Raw genomic sequence first — 15,783 nt, forward strand, 5'->3', positions numbered from 1 at the left:
CCCCTTTGGAGAAGCCTCATGACCCAGCACGCCGTGGCCCGCCTGGCCCAACTGGATGAAAGCCGCCCCTTGCGCGTCCAGGCCGGCAGCGAAGAACTCATCCTCATCCGCCAGGGCGACCAGGTACACGCCTACCAGGGCAACTGCCCCCACGAAGGCGCCCCGCTCAATGAAGGCGTAATCTGCGGCGGCCTGCTGGTTTGCCCGTGGCACAAGGCCGCCTTCGCCGTGGACGAGGGGGCGGTATGTGAACCACCGGCCCTGGCCGACCTGCGACGCTACAAGGCCTGGGTTAAGGGTGATGAAGTGTGGGTCGACGACCAGCCTCTGCCGGCAATCGAGCCGCCAAGGCACAGCGATGCCCGCTGTTTCGTGGTAGTCGGCGCCGGGGCCGCCGGCAGTGCCGCAGTCGCCACCCTGCTGGCCCATGGCTTCGCCGGCCGGCTGGTCTGGGTTGATCAGGAACGCCAGCCAGCCTACGACCGCACTGCCCTGAGCAAATTCGTGATCGCCGGGCAGATGCCGCCCGATGAAGTTCCCGCATTGCTCAAGGCCGACGCCCTGCGCAAGGGCCAACTGGAGCGCAAACACGGCAAGGTGCGTACGCTCAACAGCCAGAAGCGCCAGCTAATCCTCGCTGACGGCCAGCAAATCGACTACGACGCCTGCCTGCTGGCCACCGGCGGTAAAGCACTGCGCCCCGACATCCCCGGCGTCGATCTGCCTGGGGTGTTTACCCTGCGCTCACGGGACGATGCCGCGCAATTGCTCGACGCTGCCGAACCCGGCCAGCCAGTGGTGATCGTCGGCGACAGCTTCATTGGCCTGGAGGCCGCCTCGGCGTTGCGCAAGTACGGCGTGCACGTGCACCTGGTCAGCCGCCACCAAGTGCCTCTGGCCAGGCAGCTGGGCGAGCGTATCGGGCGCAGCATCCGCGAGTTGCATGAACGCAAAGGGGTCACCTTCCACGGCCCCACCGAAGTCGAACGCATCGAGGGCCAGGGCAAGGTCGAAGCGGTGCTGTTGGCCAACGGTGAGCGGCTGCAGACGCCGCTGGTGTTGCTGGGCACCGGGGTAAAGCCGGCCACCGCTTTCATCCAGTGCGTGCCGCTGGCCGACGACAAGTCGGTGCGTGTCGATGCCGAAATGCGCGCTGCCGACGGCCTGTGGGCCGCAGGGGATATCGCCACATTCCCACTCTCGGGGCGCCCGGTGCGCATCGAGCACTGGCGCCTGGCCCAGCAACACGGGGTGATCGCCGCCGCCAACATGCTCGGCGAACAGCGCCGTTATGCCGATGTGCCGTTTTTCTGGACCTTCCAGCATGGGCGCACCTACGAGGTGCTGGGCCATGCTCGGGACTGGAACCGCATCGAATTCGTCGGTGAACCGGAAAAAGGCGACTTTATCGCCCTGCAATGCGTGGATGAACAGGTCGAGGCCGTTATCGCCAAGGGTTATTCCGATGCCATGGCAGAGTTGTCGCAGCGCATGAAACGCCCTATGAGCATCCGGGAAGCACTCGAGCTGATTGGATGAAACCTTCTCCCCGCTACAGACAGTGCGAGGCAAATTTAGCACCAGCATCAGGTATGCGACGGCTAGCTACGTGGCATCATCATTCGCTCCATTTTCTAATGGCCTCTGAAGCAAAATACGTCCCGACAATAATAATTGCTACACTTCCTGTGGCTACCAAGAAACTTACCAAGGTACTTTTTTTAACTGATGTAACTAATCTGAGCATGTTGTCCAGACGACTCTGTCCAGCGTCGGAATCAATAATTTGCGCGCTCTGCAAATGCCGCGTCTCCGAAAAATCGTCATTAAACCGGTACTTAGCCAGCCCCTTGGGATTTGTAGCTTGGGCATAAGTAGGTAGTACCTTGTTCCGTTGTGTTTCCTGGGCATATCGCACAACATCAAGCTGACTTTTATCAAGATAACGCGCGGCCTCGCTAGCCTCACGGAATGTAGGTAGTGTTTCCGGGTCATTCCACGAATTTGGCAGGCTATTGCTGCGGGTGAGTGCTTTCCTGCCAAACTCCCTCTTGGATTGCTCAGAAAGGCGCCGTGGACTATAGGCCGGAGGAGAAGGTTTGTACCAACGTCGGTTTAATCCAGAAAGGTCAATGAAGTTGACAGGATCACCGCCGCAGTATGCGTAACCATTTATCCCGCCACGTCCTGAAGGGCTCAGCGGGTCTGGACTGCAAAATCTCCCCAGCGCAGGGCTGTAGAATCGCCTGCCCTGTCCTAGATGATAGCCTCGAGTTACCAGATCGAGTAGCTGCCCGTTAAACCCTGACAAGGTCTCCCTGGTCATGTCTGGGCCATACCCGTAAACGGTGTAAGTGCGACGTTTGTTGGCACCAGCTTGCACCGCCAGATTGTCGTCTAGATAAAAATTGCGCTTGTTCGTCATGGGTGCCCTCCCTTAAAAAAAAGCAGCGTCATGGCAAACAATATAGGGATGTCGGCTATTGGCCTACTGGCAGAATTATCAGGAAGGCAGCAGGTCGCACCCAGCCTTTCAATGCCTTCTCGTTGCGTGTAAAACAGCTGAATCAGCCGATCGAAAAGGACCCACGCGCATGATCTACCGCCCCCTCGGCCACAGCGGCCTGCAGGTTTCCGCCCTTACCCTGGGCAGCATGATGTTCGGCGAGCAGACCAGCACCGAGGACGCCCTGCGCATCATCGACAAGGCCTGGGACCAAGGCATCAACTTCATCGACACTGCCGATGTGTACAACGCTGGGCGCTCGGAAGAAATCGTCGGTGAAGCGGTGGCGCGCCATCGCCAGGACTGGATCGTCGCCAGCAAGGTTGGCTTCGGCCCGGCCGATGGTTTGCCTAACCGTAGCGGGCTGTCGCGCAAGCACATTTTCAATGCCCTTGAGGCCACGCTTACGCGCATGGGCATGGACTATCTGGACATCTACTACCTGCACCGCGAAGACCACAAGGTACCACTGGAAGAAACCGTGCAAGCCATCGGCGACCTGCTGCGCCAGGGCAAGATCCGCTACTGGGGCGTGTCCAACTTCCGTGGCTGGCGCATTGCCGAGGTCTGCCATATTGCCGAGCGCCTCGGTGTGCCCAAGCCGGTGGTAAGCCAGCCGCTGTACAACATCGTCAACCGCCAGGCCGAGCCGGAGCAACTCACCGCCGCAGCCGCCCATGGCCTGGGCGTGGTGCCGTTCAGCCCGTTGGCGCGGGGTGTGCTCAGTGGCAAGTATGCACCAGGTGCGGTGCCAGATGCCGGCAGCCGTGCCGGCCGCCAGGACAAACGCATCATGGAGGTGGAGTGGCGCCAGGAATCGCTGGCCATTGCCAGGCAGATCCAGGCGTATGTGGAGGCCAAGGGTGTGGGCATCGTCGAGTTTGCGATCGCCTGGGTGCTGAACAACCAGCTGGTCAGCTCGGCGATTGTCGGGCCGCGGACCGAAGAGCAGTGGGACACCTATGGCGGTGCGCTGGCGGTGAAGATCACGGTAGAGGATGAAGCGTTCATCGATTCGCTAGTGACGCCAGGGCATGCGTCGACGCCGGGGTTCAATGATGTGGCGCATTATGTGACTGGGCGGGTGGCCCGCAGCTGATCACCAACCTGTTCCGGCCTCTTCGCGGGTAAACCCGCTCCCACAGGATCACCACAGCCTGCAATATTGTGGGATCCCTGTGGGAGCGGGCGCGCCCGCGAAGAGGCCGGAACAGGCGGCGCAGAGCATCAGCAACAGCCATTGGGGAGCCCCGCGCCGGGCTCCCGGTCCCCCCTTTCCCCAATCACCTCTGTATCGTGCGCCCCATTGGTTTTCCACCTCTGGAGCTGCAATGAAACTCTTGCAACCGCTGCAAATCGGCCCGCTTACCTTGCCCAACCGTGTGTTCATGGCCCCCCTCACCCGCCTGCGCAGCCTGGAGCCGGGTGACGTGCCCACCCCACTGATGGCCGAGTACTACCGCCAACGTGCCAGCGCCGGGCTGATCATCACCGAAGCCACGCAGATCTCCTTCCAGGCCAAGGGCTATTCCGGCTCGCCAGGTATCCACAGCGCCGAGCAGATCGCTGCCTGGAAGCACATCAACGAGGGCATCCACGCCGACGGCGGCCACAGCGCCGTGCAGGTGTGGCACACCGGGCGGGTGTCGCACACCTCCCTGCAACCTGGCGGCGAAGCCCCGGTGGCACCGTCGGCACTGCCGGCCGGTGCACGCACCACTTTGCGTGACGAGCAGGGCAACCTGATGCGTGTCGAAACCTCGGCACCGCGCGCGCTCAGCGAGGCGGAAATCGCCGACATCGTTGGCGACTTCGGCCAGGCTGCGGTAAATGCCCGTGAAGCCGGGTTCGATTTCATCGAACTGCACGCCGCCCACGGTTACTTGTTGCACCAGTTCCTTACCCCAAGTGCCAACCAGCGCGAAGACCGCTACGGTGGCAGCGTCGAGAACCGTGCACGCATCGTGCTTGAAGCGGTGGACGCAGCAATTGCCAGCTGGAGCGCCGACCGCGTGGGCATCCGCGTGTTCCCGCTGGGTGGTTTCAATGGCGTGGACAATGGAGAAGACCAGGAAGCCGCAGGCCTGTACCTGATCCGCGAACTGGCCAAGCGCAACCTCGCCTACCTGCACCTGTCCGAGCCGGACTGGGCCGGCGGCAAGCCGCTGCGTGATGAATTCCGTCAGGCCATCCGCGCTGCTTATCCAGGGGTGATCATTGCAGCCGGTGCCTACACCGCCGAGAAAGGCGAAGACCTGATCGGGCGAGGTTTGATTGATGCCGTGGCGTTCGGGCGCAGCTACATCGCCAACCCGGACCTGGTAGAGCGGCTACGGCTGCAGGCGCCGTTGAATGAGCACCGCGCGCAGTTCGATTATGCCAATGGGCCTGAGGGGTATACGGATTATCCGTTCCTCAAGCGGGCCTGATGCAGAAAGGGAGCTTATTGGGCTCCCTTTTCTATTGCCTGTTCCGGCCCCTTCGCGGGCACGCCCGCTCCCACAGGGACATCATGTGGGAGCGGGTTTACCCGCGAAGAGGCCGGCGAGGGTTAACTCAGTTCAGCCAGAGCCTGCGCCGCGTAGGCATGCGACCGCTGCCGCGCCAGTGGGTCATGAATGCGGCAATCGATCATCAGCTCATCTGCCCCGGTCTGCTCGATCAGCGTACGCAAACCTTCCCGTACCCGCTTCGGCCCACCGGCCACGGTGCAGGCCATCACCTGTTCCAGCACCGCCCGCTCATGCTCAGGCAGGCTCTCGACATAGCCCTCCTGCGGTTTGGGTAACAAACCGAAGCGCCCGACGTGCAAGTCCAGCATCCACTTGCGATGGGAACTGGCCAGGTAATCCGCCTCGGCATCGCTGCTAGCCGCGAACAGGTTCATGCCCACCATCACATAGGGTTTGGCCAACTGCGCCGAAGGCTGGAAGTTGGCCCGATAATGGGCGATGGCCTGCAACAGGTAGCGCGGGGCAAAGTGCGAGGCAAAGGCATAGGGCAAACCCAGCTTCGCCGCCAGGTCGGCGCCGAACAGGCTGGAGCCAAGGATCCATACCGGCACATTGTGCGTGCCCGGTACGCCGCGCACCCGGCGGTTACCGTTGTCGGCCAGGTAGTCGCGCAGCTCGGCGATGTCCTGGCTGAAGTCGCGCTCCGGCGCAGCGCCGCGCAAGGCACGCACGGTCGGCCCGGAGGTGCCCGGCGCGCGCCCCAGGCCCAGGTCGATGCGGCCCGGGTGCAGGGTGTCGAGCGTGCCGAACTGTTCGGCCACCACCAGTGGCGTATGGTTGGGCAGCATGATGCCGCCGGCACCAACGCGGATATGCGTTGTGGCGTTGGCAATTTCGTTGATCACCAGCGACGTGGCAGCCGAGCCGATGCCCGGCATGTCGTGGTGCTCGGCGATCCAGTAGCGGCTGTATTGCTGTTGCTCGACATGGCGTGCCAATTGGCGGGATTCTTCGATCGCGTCAGCAAAGGTCTTGCCTTCGCCGATCATCACCAGATCCAGTACGGACAGAGCAGTCATGGGGTCTCCAGAGGGATTATCAGTGGCTGCCAGTTTCCCTGCTGCAAAGCCAGTGATAAACCCAGCTTCAGGCCCGACATAGGGGCCTGGCAGTCCCCAATCAGTATTCCCAGGGCACGCCCGGTTCCCAACTGGCCACCAACAGGTCGATAAAGCCACGTACCCGTGGTGACAGGTGACGCTTGCTTGGGTACACGATGCGGATCGGGTCTGCCGGTGGCCGGTAGGCTTGCAGCACTTCCACCAGGGTGCCGGCGCGCAGGTCGTCACCGGTGATGTAGGTAGGCAGGTGAATCAGCCCAAAGCCTGCCCGGGCGCCATCGAGCATGGCCTCGGAACTGTCGATGTTCAGCCGCCCGGGGTCTTCGCACAAATGCAGCCCAGCCTCGGTATGAAAGCGCCAGGGCATTGCCTTCTCGCCGGCGAGGAAGGCGATCTTGTCGTGCCCGTAGAGGTCGGCAGGCACCTGGGGTACACCACGCGCCTCAAGGTACGCGGGCGACGCACAGGTGACGAACTGCTGCCAGGCCACCGTGCGAGTCAACAATTGCGAATCTTCCTTGGGGGCGCCGATACGCACGGCGACGTCCACGCCCTCCTCGACCAGGTCGACGAAACGGTCGGTGAAGCGAATGTCAGCGCGCAGTTCGGGCCATTGCTTGAGGTACTGGTCCAGGATCGGCAGCACGTGGCGCTGGCCAAGCGACAACGGTGCGGTCAGGCGCAGGGTGCCGGTGGGCTTGCCACGGCGCTGGGCCATGGTGCTTTCCACTTCGTCCAGGTCATCCAGAATCTGCCGCCAGCGCTCGTAGGCTACCAGGCCCTCGTCGGTCAGGCTCAGCTTGCGCGTGGTGCGGTTTAACAGGCGCACGGCCATGCGTGCTTCCAGGCGGGCGATGCTCTTGCCCACCGCCGAACGTGTCAGGCCCAGGCTGGCGGCAGCGGCCGTGAAACTGCCGGCCTTCGCAGCACTGACGAAGGCGGCGATGTCGCCGAAGCGGTTGGGTTCCATGGCTGGGATCCTGAAAATCGAGGGAGACCGCTTTAAATGGGTGTAGTTCTGCAGATTACAAGCAGGTGCATCGAGCCTGCACGGCATGACAACCGAATGGCCCCTCAGCGCCTGCCTTCGACAGCGCCGGGCCCCAGGTACCGCTCGGTCCAGGCGGCCAGCGGCAAAGGCGGTTGTTGTTCGACGATGCGTCGCCAGATCAGCACCAGGTCATCGCCATTGAACATCGACCCTGGCCCGGCCCCTTTCCACATCGAAGGCACATCGACAACCCAGTGCCCTTGGTTGTCGCGGTGCGCCATGCTGAAGCGGAAGGTGTAACTCCCCGGGATCCCCATGCGCAGGTCGCTGACCACCAGCGCATTGCCTACCTCGTCGTAGCGCAGCCAGTCATTGGTGAACCAACGCAGGCGCTGGTGCAAAGGGTCACCCGCCAACGCTTTGGCCAACTCCAGATTACGTGGCAAACGCTGCATTTCTGGTGCTTGCCGGTCGAACCAGCTGCTGATGCCCTCGTAGTAATTGCCATCCGGTGTCTTGGCCAGCACTCGCCAGACCAGGCTGTTGAAAGCGATTGGCACTGCGCGTACATCACTGGCGACGATACCTTGCTGGTCCAGGGCCGCCTGGAAGCGCTGCTCGGCCGCCATGCGCCCAGCCAGGCCAAAGCCCAGGTAAGCCGTACTGAACAGCAGCGACAAGGTAAGTAACCGTACAGCCTTGCCAGTCAGCCCTTTGATGGCCGAGTAGGCCACCGCGGCCAACAGCGGCAGGGTGTAGACCGGGTCGATGATGAACACCGCCGCCCAGCTTTCCGGGGTGGTGTGCAAAGGCCAGAACAGCTGCGTGCCGTAGACCGTGAAAGCATCGAGCAGCGGGTGCGTGGCCAGCGCCAACCAGAACGCCAGGAACAACCTGGGCAAGGTGTAACCTTTGCCGGGCCAGCATTTGTTGACCAGCCAGGCCAGCAGCAAGGCCAGCCCGGTGAGCACGAACAGCGAGTGGGAGAAACCGCGGTGATAGGTCATCTGCGAAACCGGGTCGGCATAGCGGATGATTACATCCAGGTCAGGCAGCGTGCCCAGTGCAGCGCCATAAAGCAGCGAGCGGCGGCCCTGGATGCGGCCGAGCACGGTACCTTGCAGGGCGGCGCCAAGAACGGCTTGGGTGATCGAGTCCAAGGGAAGCTTTCCTGAAAGGGGTTTCCGGAAGCTACAGTGATCCTGGCCAGCAACGCAAATGTGCTGCTGGCCAGTAGTGCCTCACATCGCTGGGCCTACTGCCTCAATAAGCCTGCTTGCCAGTGAACGCATTGAGGGTGCGCAGCAGAATCACGAAGTCCAGCCACAGTGACCAGTTGTTGATGTACTCGATGTCCGAGTCTACCCGCTGGATCATCTGCTCGATATCCTTGGTCTCACCCCTGAACCCGCGCACTTGTGCCAAACCGGTCATGCCCGGTTTGATGTTGTGGCGGGCAAAGTAGTCGACGATGTCCTGTGAGTACACCGTGTCATGTTGCAAGGCATGCGGCCGAGGGCCAACCAGCGACATTTCCCCGGTCAGCACGTTAAACAACTGCGGCAGTTCATCCAGGCTGGTGCGGCGGATAAAAGCGCCCACCCGGGTCAGCCGCGGGTCATTCTTTTGCGCCTGTTTGACCACGCCGTCTTGCGGCTGGTGAACATGCATGCTCCTGAACTTCCAGATGCGGAACGACTCCCCGGTCCAGCCTGCACGCTCCTGACGGAAGAATACCGGCCCACGGCTATCGAGCTTGATTGCCAGGGCAACCGCCAGCAGCACGGGCGATGCAAATAACAGAATCAGCGCCGCCAACACCCGGTCTTCGAGGTTTTTCAAGAACAGGCTCATGCCTGTCAACGGGGTTTCAGACAAGGTCAGCACCGGAATACCGGCAATTTCCCGTACGCTGTGGTTGATCAGGCGTAATGAGAAAATATCGGGCACCCAGTTCACGGCAATACATTTGTCGAGCAACTTGAAGTACACATCATTGATGACTGCGGAGCCGCCAAGCGGTGTCACCAGGTAAACGGTTCGAATACCGTGCTGGGCGACGATCTCATCAAGGTCGGTAATATGCCCGAGCACCGGTAGGCGCTGCTTGCCCTCGGCATTTTCGCGCTCCGGCACATCAGCCTGGTCGATCAGCACACAGCCCAGCACCCGCTCGCCGAACCACGGGTTGTTGCTGATTTTTTGATACAAGAAGTTAGCCAGGTCACCGGCGCCAATAATCAGTGCATTATCCAGCCGCGCATGCGCGGTAAACCGCTTTTGCAATTCGCGTACAGCAAAGTGCAGAAACAGCTGGGCAATGTAGCCAATGATGAACAACTGCACGACCAGCAGCCGAGAATAGGTTTCACTTTGTTTGGTCAAAAACGCCATGACCACCAGGAAACAAAAAGTTGCCGACCACGCCTTGAATAGCCGGAATGCCTTGATGGAAAGCCCGACGTTGGTACGGTAGATCGCATAATGGTCGTAAATGACTGCCAGCGCGCCAATCAGCAACAGCAGCATGATCACGTAATCAGACGTAATGTAACCAAATTGATCGTAGATCAGGTACCAGGCAATTCCGGTTACAGCAACGCCGTCGAGCCCTGCCTGGATGGCGTTACTTACGCTGCTTCTTCTTTGGAGTAAGGAACGACTGCTTCTGGGTTCGAAAACCATTTCAGGCCTCATCATTTTGAGCGTAGCAAGTGCCTTTCCATCAAACATCAAGTCTTGAAAACAGCTAATGCAAAGCCAATGAAGCAGGATCGTGCAGCCCCCAAGCCATTGATATCACTGTAGCAGCCACCTGCCGCAGGTGTGCCGCGAAAGGTCGCCACCGGGTTTTTTGGCCGATTCACACGGTGCGCCTGGCCGAAACCGCCGCTTTGCCAAAAAACAAGGTGCGCAGCAGAAACAGCGGATTACCCACCACATAACGCATGAACAAACGTTTTGGCTCGCACAGCAGCCGGTAGGCCCACTCACACCCCAAGTGCCGCAGCCAGCGCGGCGCCCGGCTGACCTTGCCACCGAGAAAGTCCAGAATCGCCCCGCCGCACACAATCAGGCAGGGCCTGCCCGTGGCTGCCAGCCTGGCCGCCACGGCTTCCTGCTTGGGCATACCCATGCCCAGCACGATCAGCTCCGGTTGCTGCTCTGTGGCCAGCGCCAGGTAGCTATCGATACTGGCAAAGCCATCGTGAACCGAAACCGGCACCACCCCGAACAGGCTTTCACTGCGCTGCACGGCCTGCCTCAGATAAGGGTGCTGCGTGCCCCAGAACGCAACCCTGCGCCCCCGGTAAGCAGCCATCAGCCTGGGAATGAAGTCGGTGCCGTTCATGTTCAAACCAGCTTCAAGCCCCACGCGGCGATAAAGCAGCGACATGCCGGAACCGTCGCGCAGCAGCACGTCCGCGGCCGACAGCGCGTCGCAGTAAGCAGCGTCTCCCACCACCAGGTTCATGGCATGGGCATTGACAAAACCCAACACCGTTACGGTTTCCGTCCCGGCCAGCTGTTTCAGCAGGCGCTGCGCCGCAGCGTCATCAGGGACCACCTCGAGCTTGTCGATGATGGCCTTCCAGCGTGTATGCCAAACCCTCTCGCCCATCAGTCATCATCCCTTTTTGAACGTACCCATTCGACCTGGCGCCTGATCAGGAAACCGAGATACAAGGGGATTTTCCTTGCCGCGTAGAAAGGCGCATACAGCAGTACCGAAAACGGGATCAGCTCACGACAGAACCGGGCCCACGCGAGCAAAACGGCAAGGCCCAGCATGCCCAACGCGGTGATGGCGATGCACGCCGGAGCCACAAGGCCGAACAGCAGGTAGGCTAACCACGTCACCAGGTTCAGCCCTATCAACGTCAGCACCAACAGCGCCAGGGGTGGCACCATCAGGTCCAAGGTCATCGCAAGCAGGCTGCCATTGCCCTGGGCAAGCGCAGCCTGTACCCGCTTTGGCGCATCGGCCAGCATCAAGCCAAGGTGGCCATGCTCCCAACGCGTACGCTGGCTGTTCAGGCCATGCTGGCTGGCAGGAAACTGGCTGGTGACCAAGGCCTCTGGGCAGAACACCGGCGGTTTGCCCTGCTGGCAAAGGTCCAGGCCGAGCTTGACGTCTTCAACCAGGTGACCATTGGCCAGTTCGATCAAGGCCAAGTCGTGCCAGCCAAACGCCATGCCTGTGCCCATCAGCTGGCAAGGCAAGCCCAGCCGCGCCCAACCACGTGGGCGCACCAGGTTTTTCACACGCCAGGCAAATTCGGCTACCTGCACTTTCAACCCGGCACCTGCGGGTGCGCGCATCAGGTAAAGCGCTTGGACCGGGCGTTCGACTTCTCGGTAGCGACGCGCCAGGCGCTCGATCGCCCCTTCGCTCACCTGGCAATCAGCATCCACCACAATCACCACTTCGGGCGGCTGCTGGGCCAGGTACCGCACGCCGAAGTCCAGCGCATAGCCCTTGCCGCGCAGCAGCGCATCGTGGCGTTCCACCACTTCGGCACCGGCCTCGCGAGCCAGCCGCGCAGTGTCGTCGGTGCAGTTGTCCGCCACGACCAGCAAGCGGTCGCCCTCCAGCAGCTGCGGCCCGATCGTCGCCAGCGTTGCCCGAATGATCGAAGCTTCATCATGCGCAGGTACCAACACCGCCACCCGTGGGCGCACGCTGTTGCCCATGGGCCGCGAGCGCGCCGGCAGGCAAGCCAGCAGCACCTGCACGAAAAACACAACTGCAGGCAGCAAGGCGATAACCGCCAGCAGGCCCAGTAACCAACCCAGTACACTCATCATGCGGATGCCTTGAAGTAGCCGGCCAGCCTGGCCGCCTCGGTGTCTATATCGTGCCGTTGCAACACGCGCTGATAGGCAGCCTCCCCCATGCGCTGCAGCACTTCGGCAGGTTGTGCCAGGCAGTCGGCCATGGCCGCCGCCAGTGCTTCCACGGCACCGGCGGGGAACAACCAGCCGTTCTCGCCAGGCCGCACCAGTTCGGGGATACCGGCCACATAGGTGGTGAGCACTGGCCGGCGCAAGGCCATGGCCTCCATGATCACCACCGGCAGGCCCTCGGCGAAGCTGGGCAGGACCAGTGCGCGGGCGGCGAGGATTTCCTCACGCACCTGTGCGCTGCTGATCCAACCGGTGATGCGCACCTGCTGCTGCAAGCCGTGCCGGGCAATCAAGGCGTCGATCTGCTCGCGCATCTCACCGTCGCCCGCCAGTACCAGCTCAAAGGCAACCGACTGGGCAGCCAGCCTGCGTGCCGCCTCGACCAACAGCAACTGGCCTTTTTGTTCGCACAGGCGCCCGACGCACACCAGCCGTGGCGCCGACGGAACGTTGACCGGTGCCACCTGATGAAAGCCTCGCTCCAGGCCGCAATGCACCACCTTCACCTTGGCCCAGTGCTCGTGCGCCACCCAGCGGAACAGCTGGCTGCGCCCGTAGGAGCTCACCGCAGCGACAAAGGCAGCACGCCGCACCTTCTCGCCCATGTGCAGGAATTGCGGCTTGTCGAACTCTTCTGGCCCGTGCACGGTAAAGCTGTACGCCGGCCCGCCCAGCACGTTGGCCAGCATTACCACTTCGGTGGAGTTGGTGCCGAAATGTGCATGCACGTGTGTCGCCCCGCCTGCCTGCAGCCACAGCAGCACTTGGCAGGCCTCGGCCAGGTAGACCAAGTGATAGGGTAAGGCGCGATCCGCCCGCAGGCCAAGGCGCATGGCCAGCCGCAGGGCCTGGAAGAAACGCCCCGGCTGTGCGCGCAGCACCTGCCACGTCGGCTTCAGCAACCCTTTGACGCCATCTTGCAGCACGTAGCGGGTCTTGCCGCGCTCCGTTGTGTCTTCAGCGTCCTGCAGCTCGGCGTCCCAGCCGCGCAGGGCAATACGCTGCACCTCTACACCCTGGCGCTCCAGCGCCAGGATTTCGCGGCGGATGAAACTGTGGCTGACCTTCGGGTACTGATTGATGAAGTAAGCAATGCGCATACGAATCCAGATCCCCACCCGCGTGATGACCAACCTCCCCTGTCCACCTTCACTTCAGGCTGTCGACTACGGGCGGTCTGCCTACTGCCGATGCACTCAACATAAATGCATCCCCCTGTTTTCCTTGTAGTCCAAGGATGTGATCGCTGCTTGGCAATGCTGCCTGCAAATGGCTGAAAACATCGTCAAGCAACCGGGCCTCTCTTATTTGTACTCGATCAAGGCCGATTTGCCGGCCGCAAAGCGGTGGCGCAAGAACTTCAGCTGGCCGAGCATTTCCGGGAACTTGCCCAGCACCAGGAACAGCGCCTGCAGCCAGTTCTCGCGCGCCGATTTGCCACCCCGGCGAGCCAGGCGCACGGCCTGCAGCGGGTACACCAACAGCAACAGCAGGCCCCAACCGCCCAGCAGCAGGCAGGCCAACAGGGTTACCACAGGTATGCCCAGGCCCCATAACCAGGCCCGCCGCGACTCACGCAGCCAGTGCCGCTCAGGTGGCTGGCCATGCAGGTAAGCCCCCTCGGCATAGGCGTGGCCGGCACGCAGGCTGCGCCGCCACCATTGGCTGAAATGGGTCATGGCGGCGTCGTGCAAGGTCATTTCGGCGGCCAAGCGCCAAACCTTCCAGCCCTTGGCGCGCAAGCGCACGCACAGCTCAGGCTCCTCGCCGGCGATCAGGTCGGGGCGGAAACCGCCTGCGGCAGCGAAGGCCTCTACCCTCATCAGCGCATCGCCCCCACATGCCTTGGCCTCGCCAATCGGTGTGTCCCATTCCAGGTCGCACAGCAGGTTATATACCGACCGCTGGGGGAAGCGCTCACGCCGGCGCCCACACACCACCGCTACCTGCGGGTGCTGGTCGAGAAACGCCTGTGCGGTACCCAGCCAACGGGCATCCACCTCGCAATCGCCATCGACGAACTGCACCAGTTGCATCGACGGCAGCAGCCGCTGCAAGGCGGCGAAGCCTTCGTTGCGGGCGCGCGCAGCGGTGAACGGGATACGCATGTCCAACGCCAGTACCTCCACCCCCAGGCTGCGGGCCAACTGCAGCGAACCGTCGGTGGAGCCCGAGTCGACATACATCACCTTGTCCGCACCTTGTGCCAGCGAACGCAGGCAGCGCTCCAGGCGCTGGCCTTCATTGCGGCCAATGACCACTACTCCAATCGCTATTGCCATGGGCTTCACTCGACAGGTGCCGTTGCGGCAGGTTGCCTGGCCTTGATGGTGGCTGGCACACCGACTGCCAGGCAGTTGTCTGGCACATCCACCAGCACCACGGCATTGGCGCCGATGATCACGTTGTTACCAATACGGATGCTGCCCAGTATTTTGGCCCCGGTGCCGATATCCACGTTGTTGCCGAAAACCGGGGCAACCACCTCGCTTACATTTTTCAGGCCCACCACCACGCCATTTCGAATACGGCAGTCGTCACCGAACCGGGCATAACCACTGACGACGATGCCGCCAAAATGGTCGATAACGAAGTTGCGGCCGATCACTGCCTCGCACGGCAGCTCCACGCCAGTGATGATCTGCACGAACTTGTAGAGGACCTTGTAGATAAGCGAGCACAGCTTGCGCAGCAGTGCCGGGCGCACGCCATAGCGCCAACGGCCAAAGCGATACACCAGCAATACCCAGAAGCCCTGGGCGCCCCAGTCCCCGCCGTGGGCGCGCAGGTCGGCACGAATATTCTCGAACATGGCTCCACCTACCTTGTCGGTTGGCTGGCGTACCGGGTCTTGAACAGCAGTGACCAGGTCGCCCGGCAATGACGCCAGCAGGCCTGTATCGCGCCCCAGCCGCGTCGTTTCAACAGCGCCTTGAGTGCCAGCACCATGTCGCTCAGGGTCACCAGCAGCATGTGCAGGGCGAGCCCCGCTACCCCGTGATGCTTGCGGAAATACAGCAGTTCGCTTTCGATCTGATAGGACGAAATCTGCCGGCTGGCCGCCTCCAGTTCGGTCACCGACTTGGAGCTTTCGCCACCAATGTGCACCACCGTGGTGTGCGGGTAGAACACCACTTTCCAGCCTGCATCCTTCACCCGTTTACAGTGGTCGACCTCCTCGTAGTAAAGGAAGTAACGGGGGTCGAACAGGCCCACCTGGTCGAGCACCTCACGGCGTACCAGGTAGAAGCAGCCGGGCAGCCAGTCGCACTCGCGCACCGAGGCATGGTCCCAGCTCATTTCGTCGACCATCTTCAGGCCCGGGAATAAACGCTCCAACCCGGTACGCCCGACAAACAGGTTCAGCGGTGTGGGGAAGTAGCGGCAGCTGGGCTGCAGGTCGCCATCACGGCCTTCCAGGCGCACACCCAATACACCGCAGTCCGGGTGCGCGTCCATATAGTCGATGGTTTTCTGCAGGGAGTCGGCGGCCACAAAGGCATCGGTATTGAGCAACAGGGCGTACTTGCCTTTAAGGTGCGCCAGCAACTGGTTGTTGGCGCGGCCAAAGCCGATGTTTTTCTTGTTGCTCAGCAGCAGTGCTTCAGGGCACACCTCGGACATGCGCTGAACCGAATCATCGACCGACGCGTTGTCCACTACCAGGTAACTGGCCAGCCTTTCGCTGTCTGCCAGGCGCAGCGCATCGAACATGGGCTGCAGCAATGACGCGGTGTTGAAGTTGACCACCATGACATCAACCGGTTTGTTATCCATTGTTGTTGTCCCCCAGGATCAAAGCAA

14 protein-coding genes and 1 pseudogene are annotated in these 15,783 nt (G+C 61.8%); 3 read left to right on the forward strand and 12 right to left on the reverse strand.

All coding sequences use genetic code 11. The annotated features are described in order from the left end of the window. Positions 1 to 18: 18 nt before the first annotated feature. On the forward strand, positions 19 to 1,539 hold the full coding sequence (locus ABE456_RS07970) for an FAD-dependent oxidoreductase (RefSeq protein WP_346643433.1): 1,521 nt from the start codon (positions 19 to 21) through the stop codon (positions 1,537 to 1,539). 79 nt (positions 1,540 to 1,618) lie between these two features. Here ABE456_RS07970 and ABE456_RS07975 read toward each other — a convergent pair whose 3' ends face one another. Beyond that, positions 1,619 to 2,425: an RHS repeat-associated core domain-containing protein gene (locus ABE456_RS07975; protein WP_346643434.1), complete on the reverse strand. Its 807-nt coding sequence runs from the start codon at positions 2,423 to 2,425 to the stop codon at positions 1,619 to 1,621. Positions 2,426 to 2,594: 169 nt separating this feature from the next. Here ABE456_RS07975 and ABE456_RS07980 point away from each other — a divergent pair, with 169 nt between their 5' ends. Beyond that, positions 2,595 to 3,605: an aldo/keto reductase gene (locus tag ABE456_RS07980; RefSeq protein ID WP_346643435.1), complete on the forward strand. Its 1,011-nt coding sequence runs from the start codon at positions 2,595 to 2,597 to the stop codon at positions 3,603 to 3,605. Positions 3,606 to 3,837: 232 nt separating this feature from the next. Beyond that, the gene (locus ABE456_RS07985) at positions 3,838 to 4,935 is read left to right on the forward strand and encodes an alkene reductase (RefSeq protein WP_346643436.1); all 1,098 of its coding nucleotides are present in this window, start codon (positions 3,838 to 3,840) and stop codon (positions 4,933 to 4,935) included. Between the two features lie 122 nt (positions 4,936 to 5,057). Here the strand turns inward: ABE456_RS07985 and ABE456_RS07990 are convergent, their stop codons facing one another. The 11 genes and pseudogenes from ABE456_RS07990 to ABE456_RS08040 all read right to left on the reverse strand — a co-directional run bounded on the left by ABE456_RS07990 (position 5,058) and on the right by ABE456_RS08040 (position 15,756). Beyond that, positions 5,058 to 6,038, reverse strand: a complete 981-nt coding sequence (locus ABE456_RS07990; RefSeq protein ID WP_346643437.1) for an LLM class flavin-dependent oxidoreductase — start codon at positions 6,036 to 6,038, stop codon at positions 5,058 to 5,060. 100 nt (positions 6,039 to 6,138) lie between these two features. Next, positions 6,139 to 7,050: a LysR family transcriptional regulator gene (locus tag ABE456_RS07995; protein ID WP_346643438.1), complete on the reverse strand. Its 912-nt coding sequence runs from the start codon at positions 7,048 to 7,050 to the stop codon at positions 6,139 to 6,141. A gap of 104 nt (positions 7,051 to 7,154) precedes the next feature. Then, complete coding sequence (locus tag ABE456_RS08000) at positions 7,155 to 8,231, reverse strand: metal-dependent hydrolase (protein ID WP_346643439.1); 1,077 nt, start codon at positions 8,229 to 8,231, stop codon at positions 7,155 to 7,157. Between the two features lie 103 nt (positions 8,232 to 8,334). After that, positions 8,335 to 9,756 (reverse strand): undecaprenyl-phosphate glucose phosphotransferase, encoded by a 1,422-nt coding sequence (locus ABE456_RS08005; protein ID WP_346643440.1) that lies wholly within the window; start codon positions 9,754 to 9,756, stop codon positions 8,335 to 8,337. A 178-nt stretch (positions 9,757 to 9,934) separates the two neighbouring features. Next, positions 9,935 to 10,693, reverse strand: coding sequence for a WecB/TagA/CpsF family glycosyltransferase (locus ABE456_RS08010; protein WP_346643441.1), 759 nt, complete (start codon positions 10,691 to 10,693; stop codon positions 9,935 to 9,937). Then, entirely contained in the window at positions 10,693 to 11,880 is a 1,188-nt protein-coding gene (locus tag ABE456_RS08015; RefSeq protein ID WP_346643442.1) for a glycosyltransferase family 2 protein, read from the reverse strand. Before ABE456_RS08015 ends, ABE456_RS08010 begins: the two co-directional genes overlap by 1 nt. After that, entirely contained in the window at positions 11,877 to 13,079 is a 1,203-nt protein-coding gene (locus ABE456_RS08020) for a glycosyltransferase (RefSeq protein ID WP_346643443.1), read from the reverse strand. The genes ABE456_RS08015 and ABE456_RS08020 overlap by 4 nt, the downstream gene beginning before the upstream one ends. A gap of 49 nt (positions 13,080 to 13,128) precedes the next feature. Beyond that, positions 13,129 to 13,272, reverse strand: a pseudogene (locus tag ABE456_RS08025) (DUF535 domain-containing protein); the annotation flags it as partial. Between the two features lie 11 nt (positions 13,273 to 13,283). After that, on the reverse strand, positions 13,284 to 14,261 hold the full coding sequence (locus ABE456_RS08030) for a glycosyltransferase (protein WP_346643444.1): 978 nt from the start codon (positions 14,259 to 14,261) through the stop codon (positions 13,284 to 13,286). A gap of 5 nt (positions 14,262 to 14,266) precedes the next feature. Continuing rightward, a complete protein-coding gene (locus tag ABE456_RS08035; RefSeq protein WP_346643445.1) occupies positions 14,267 to 14,791 on the reverse strand; it encodes a serine acetyltransferase in 525 nt (174 codons plus the stop codon). Between the two features lie 8 nt (positions 14,792 to 14,799). Then, complete coding sequence (locus ABE456_RS08040; RefSeq protein ID WP_346643446.1) at positions 14,800 to 15,756, reverse strand: glycosyltransferase family 2 protein; 957 nt, start codon at positions 15,754 to 15,756, stop codon at positions 14,800 to 14,802. Positions 15,757 to 15,783 lie beyond the last annotated feature (27 nt).

It is taken from the genome of Pseudomonas sp. TWI929, assembly GCF_039673335.1.
Classification (GTDB): domain Bacteria; phylum Pseudomonadota; class Gammaproteobacteria; order Pseudomonadales; family Pseudomonadaceae; genus Aquipseudomonas.

Excerpts from the sequence above, each read along its gene's own strand:
- ABE456_RS07970 (WP_346643433.1), top strand. The coding sequence starts at position 19 with ATGACCCAGCACGCCGTGGCCCGCCTGGCCCAACTGGATGAAAGCCGC.
- ABE456_RS07975 (WP_346643434.1), bottom strand. The coding sequence starts at position 2,425 with ATGACGAACAAGCGCAATTTTTATCTAGACGACAATCTGGCGGTGCAA.
- ABE456_RS07980 (WP_346643435.1), top strand. The coding sequence starts at position 2,595 with ATGATCTACCGCCCCCTCGGCCACAGCGGCCTGCAGGTTTCCGCCCTT.
- ABE456_RS07985 (WP_346643436.1), top strand. The coding sequence starts at position 3,838 with ATGAAACTCTTGCAACCGCTGCAAATCGGCCCGCTTACCTTGCCCAAC.
- ABE456_RS07990 (WP_346643437.1), bottom strand. The coding sequence starts at position 6,038 with ATGACTGCTCTGTCCGTACTGGATCTGGTGATGATCGGCGAAGGCAAG.
- ABE456_RS07995 (WP_346643438.1), bottom strand. The coding sequence starts at position 7,050 with ATGGAACCCAACCGCTTCGGCGACATCGCCGCCTTCGTCAGTGCTGCG.
- ABE456_RS08005 (WP_346643440.1), bottom strand. The coding sequence starts at position 9,756 with ATGGTTTTCGAACCCAGAAGCAGTCGTTCCTTACTCCAAAGAAGAAGC.
- ABE456_RS08010 (WP_346643441.1), bottom strand. The coding sequence starts at position 10,693 with ATGGGCGAGAGGGTTTGGCATACACGCTGGAAGGCCATCATCGACAAG.
- ABE456_RS08015 (WP_346643442.1), bottom strand. The coding sequence starts at position 11,880 with ATGATGAGTGTACTGGGTTGGTTACTGGGCCTGCTGGCGGTTATCGCC.
- ABE456_RS08020 (WP_346643443.1), bottom strand. The coding sequence starts at position 13,079 with ATGCGCATTGCTTACTTCATCAATCAGTACCCGAAGGTCAGCCACAGT.
- ABE456_RS08030 (WP_346643444.1), bottom strand. The coding sequence starts at position 14,261 with ATGGCAATAGCGATTGGAGTAGTGGTCATTGGCCGCAATGAAGGCCAG.
- ABE456_RS08035 (WP_346643445.1), bottom strand. The coding sequence starts at position 14,791 with ATGTTCGAGAATATTCGTGCCGACCTGCGCGCCCACGGCGGGGACTGG.
- ABE456_RS08040 (WP_346643446.1), bottom strand. The coding sequence starts at position 15,756 with ATGGATAACAAACCGGTTGATGTCATGGTGGTCAACTTCAACACCGCG.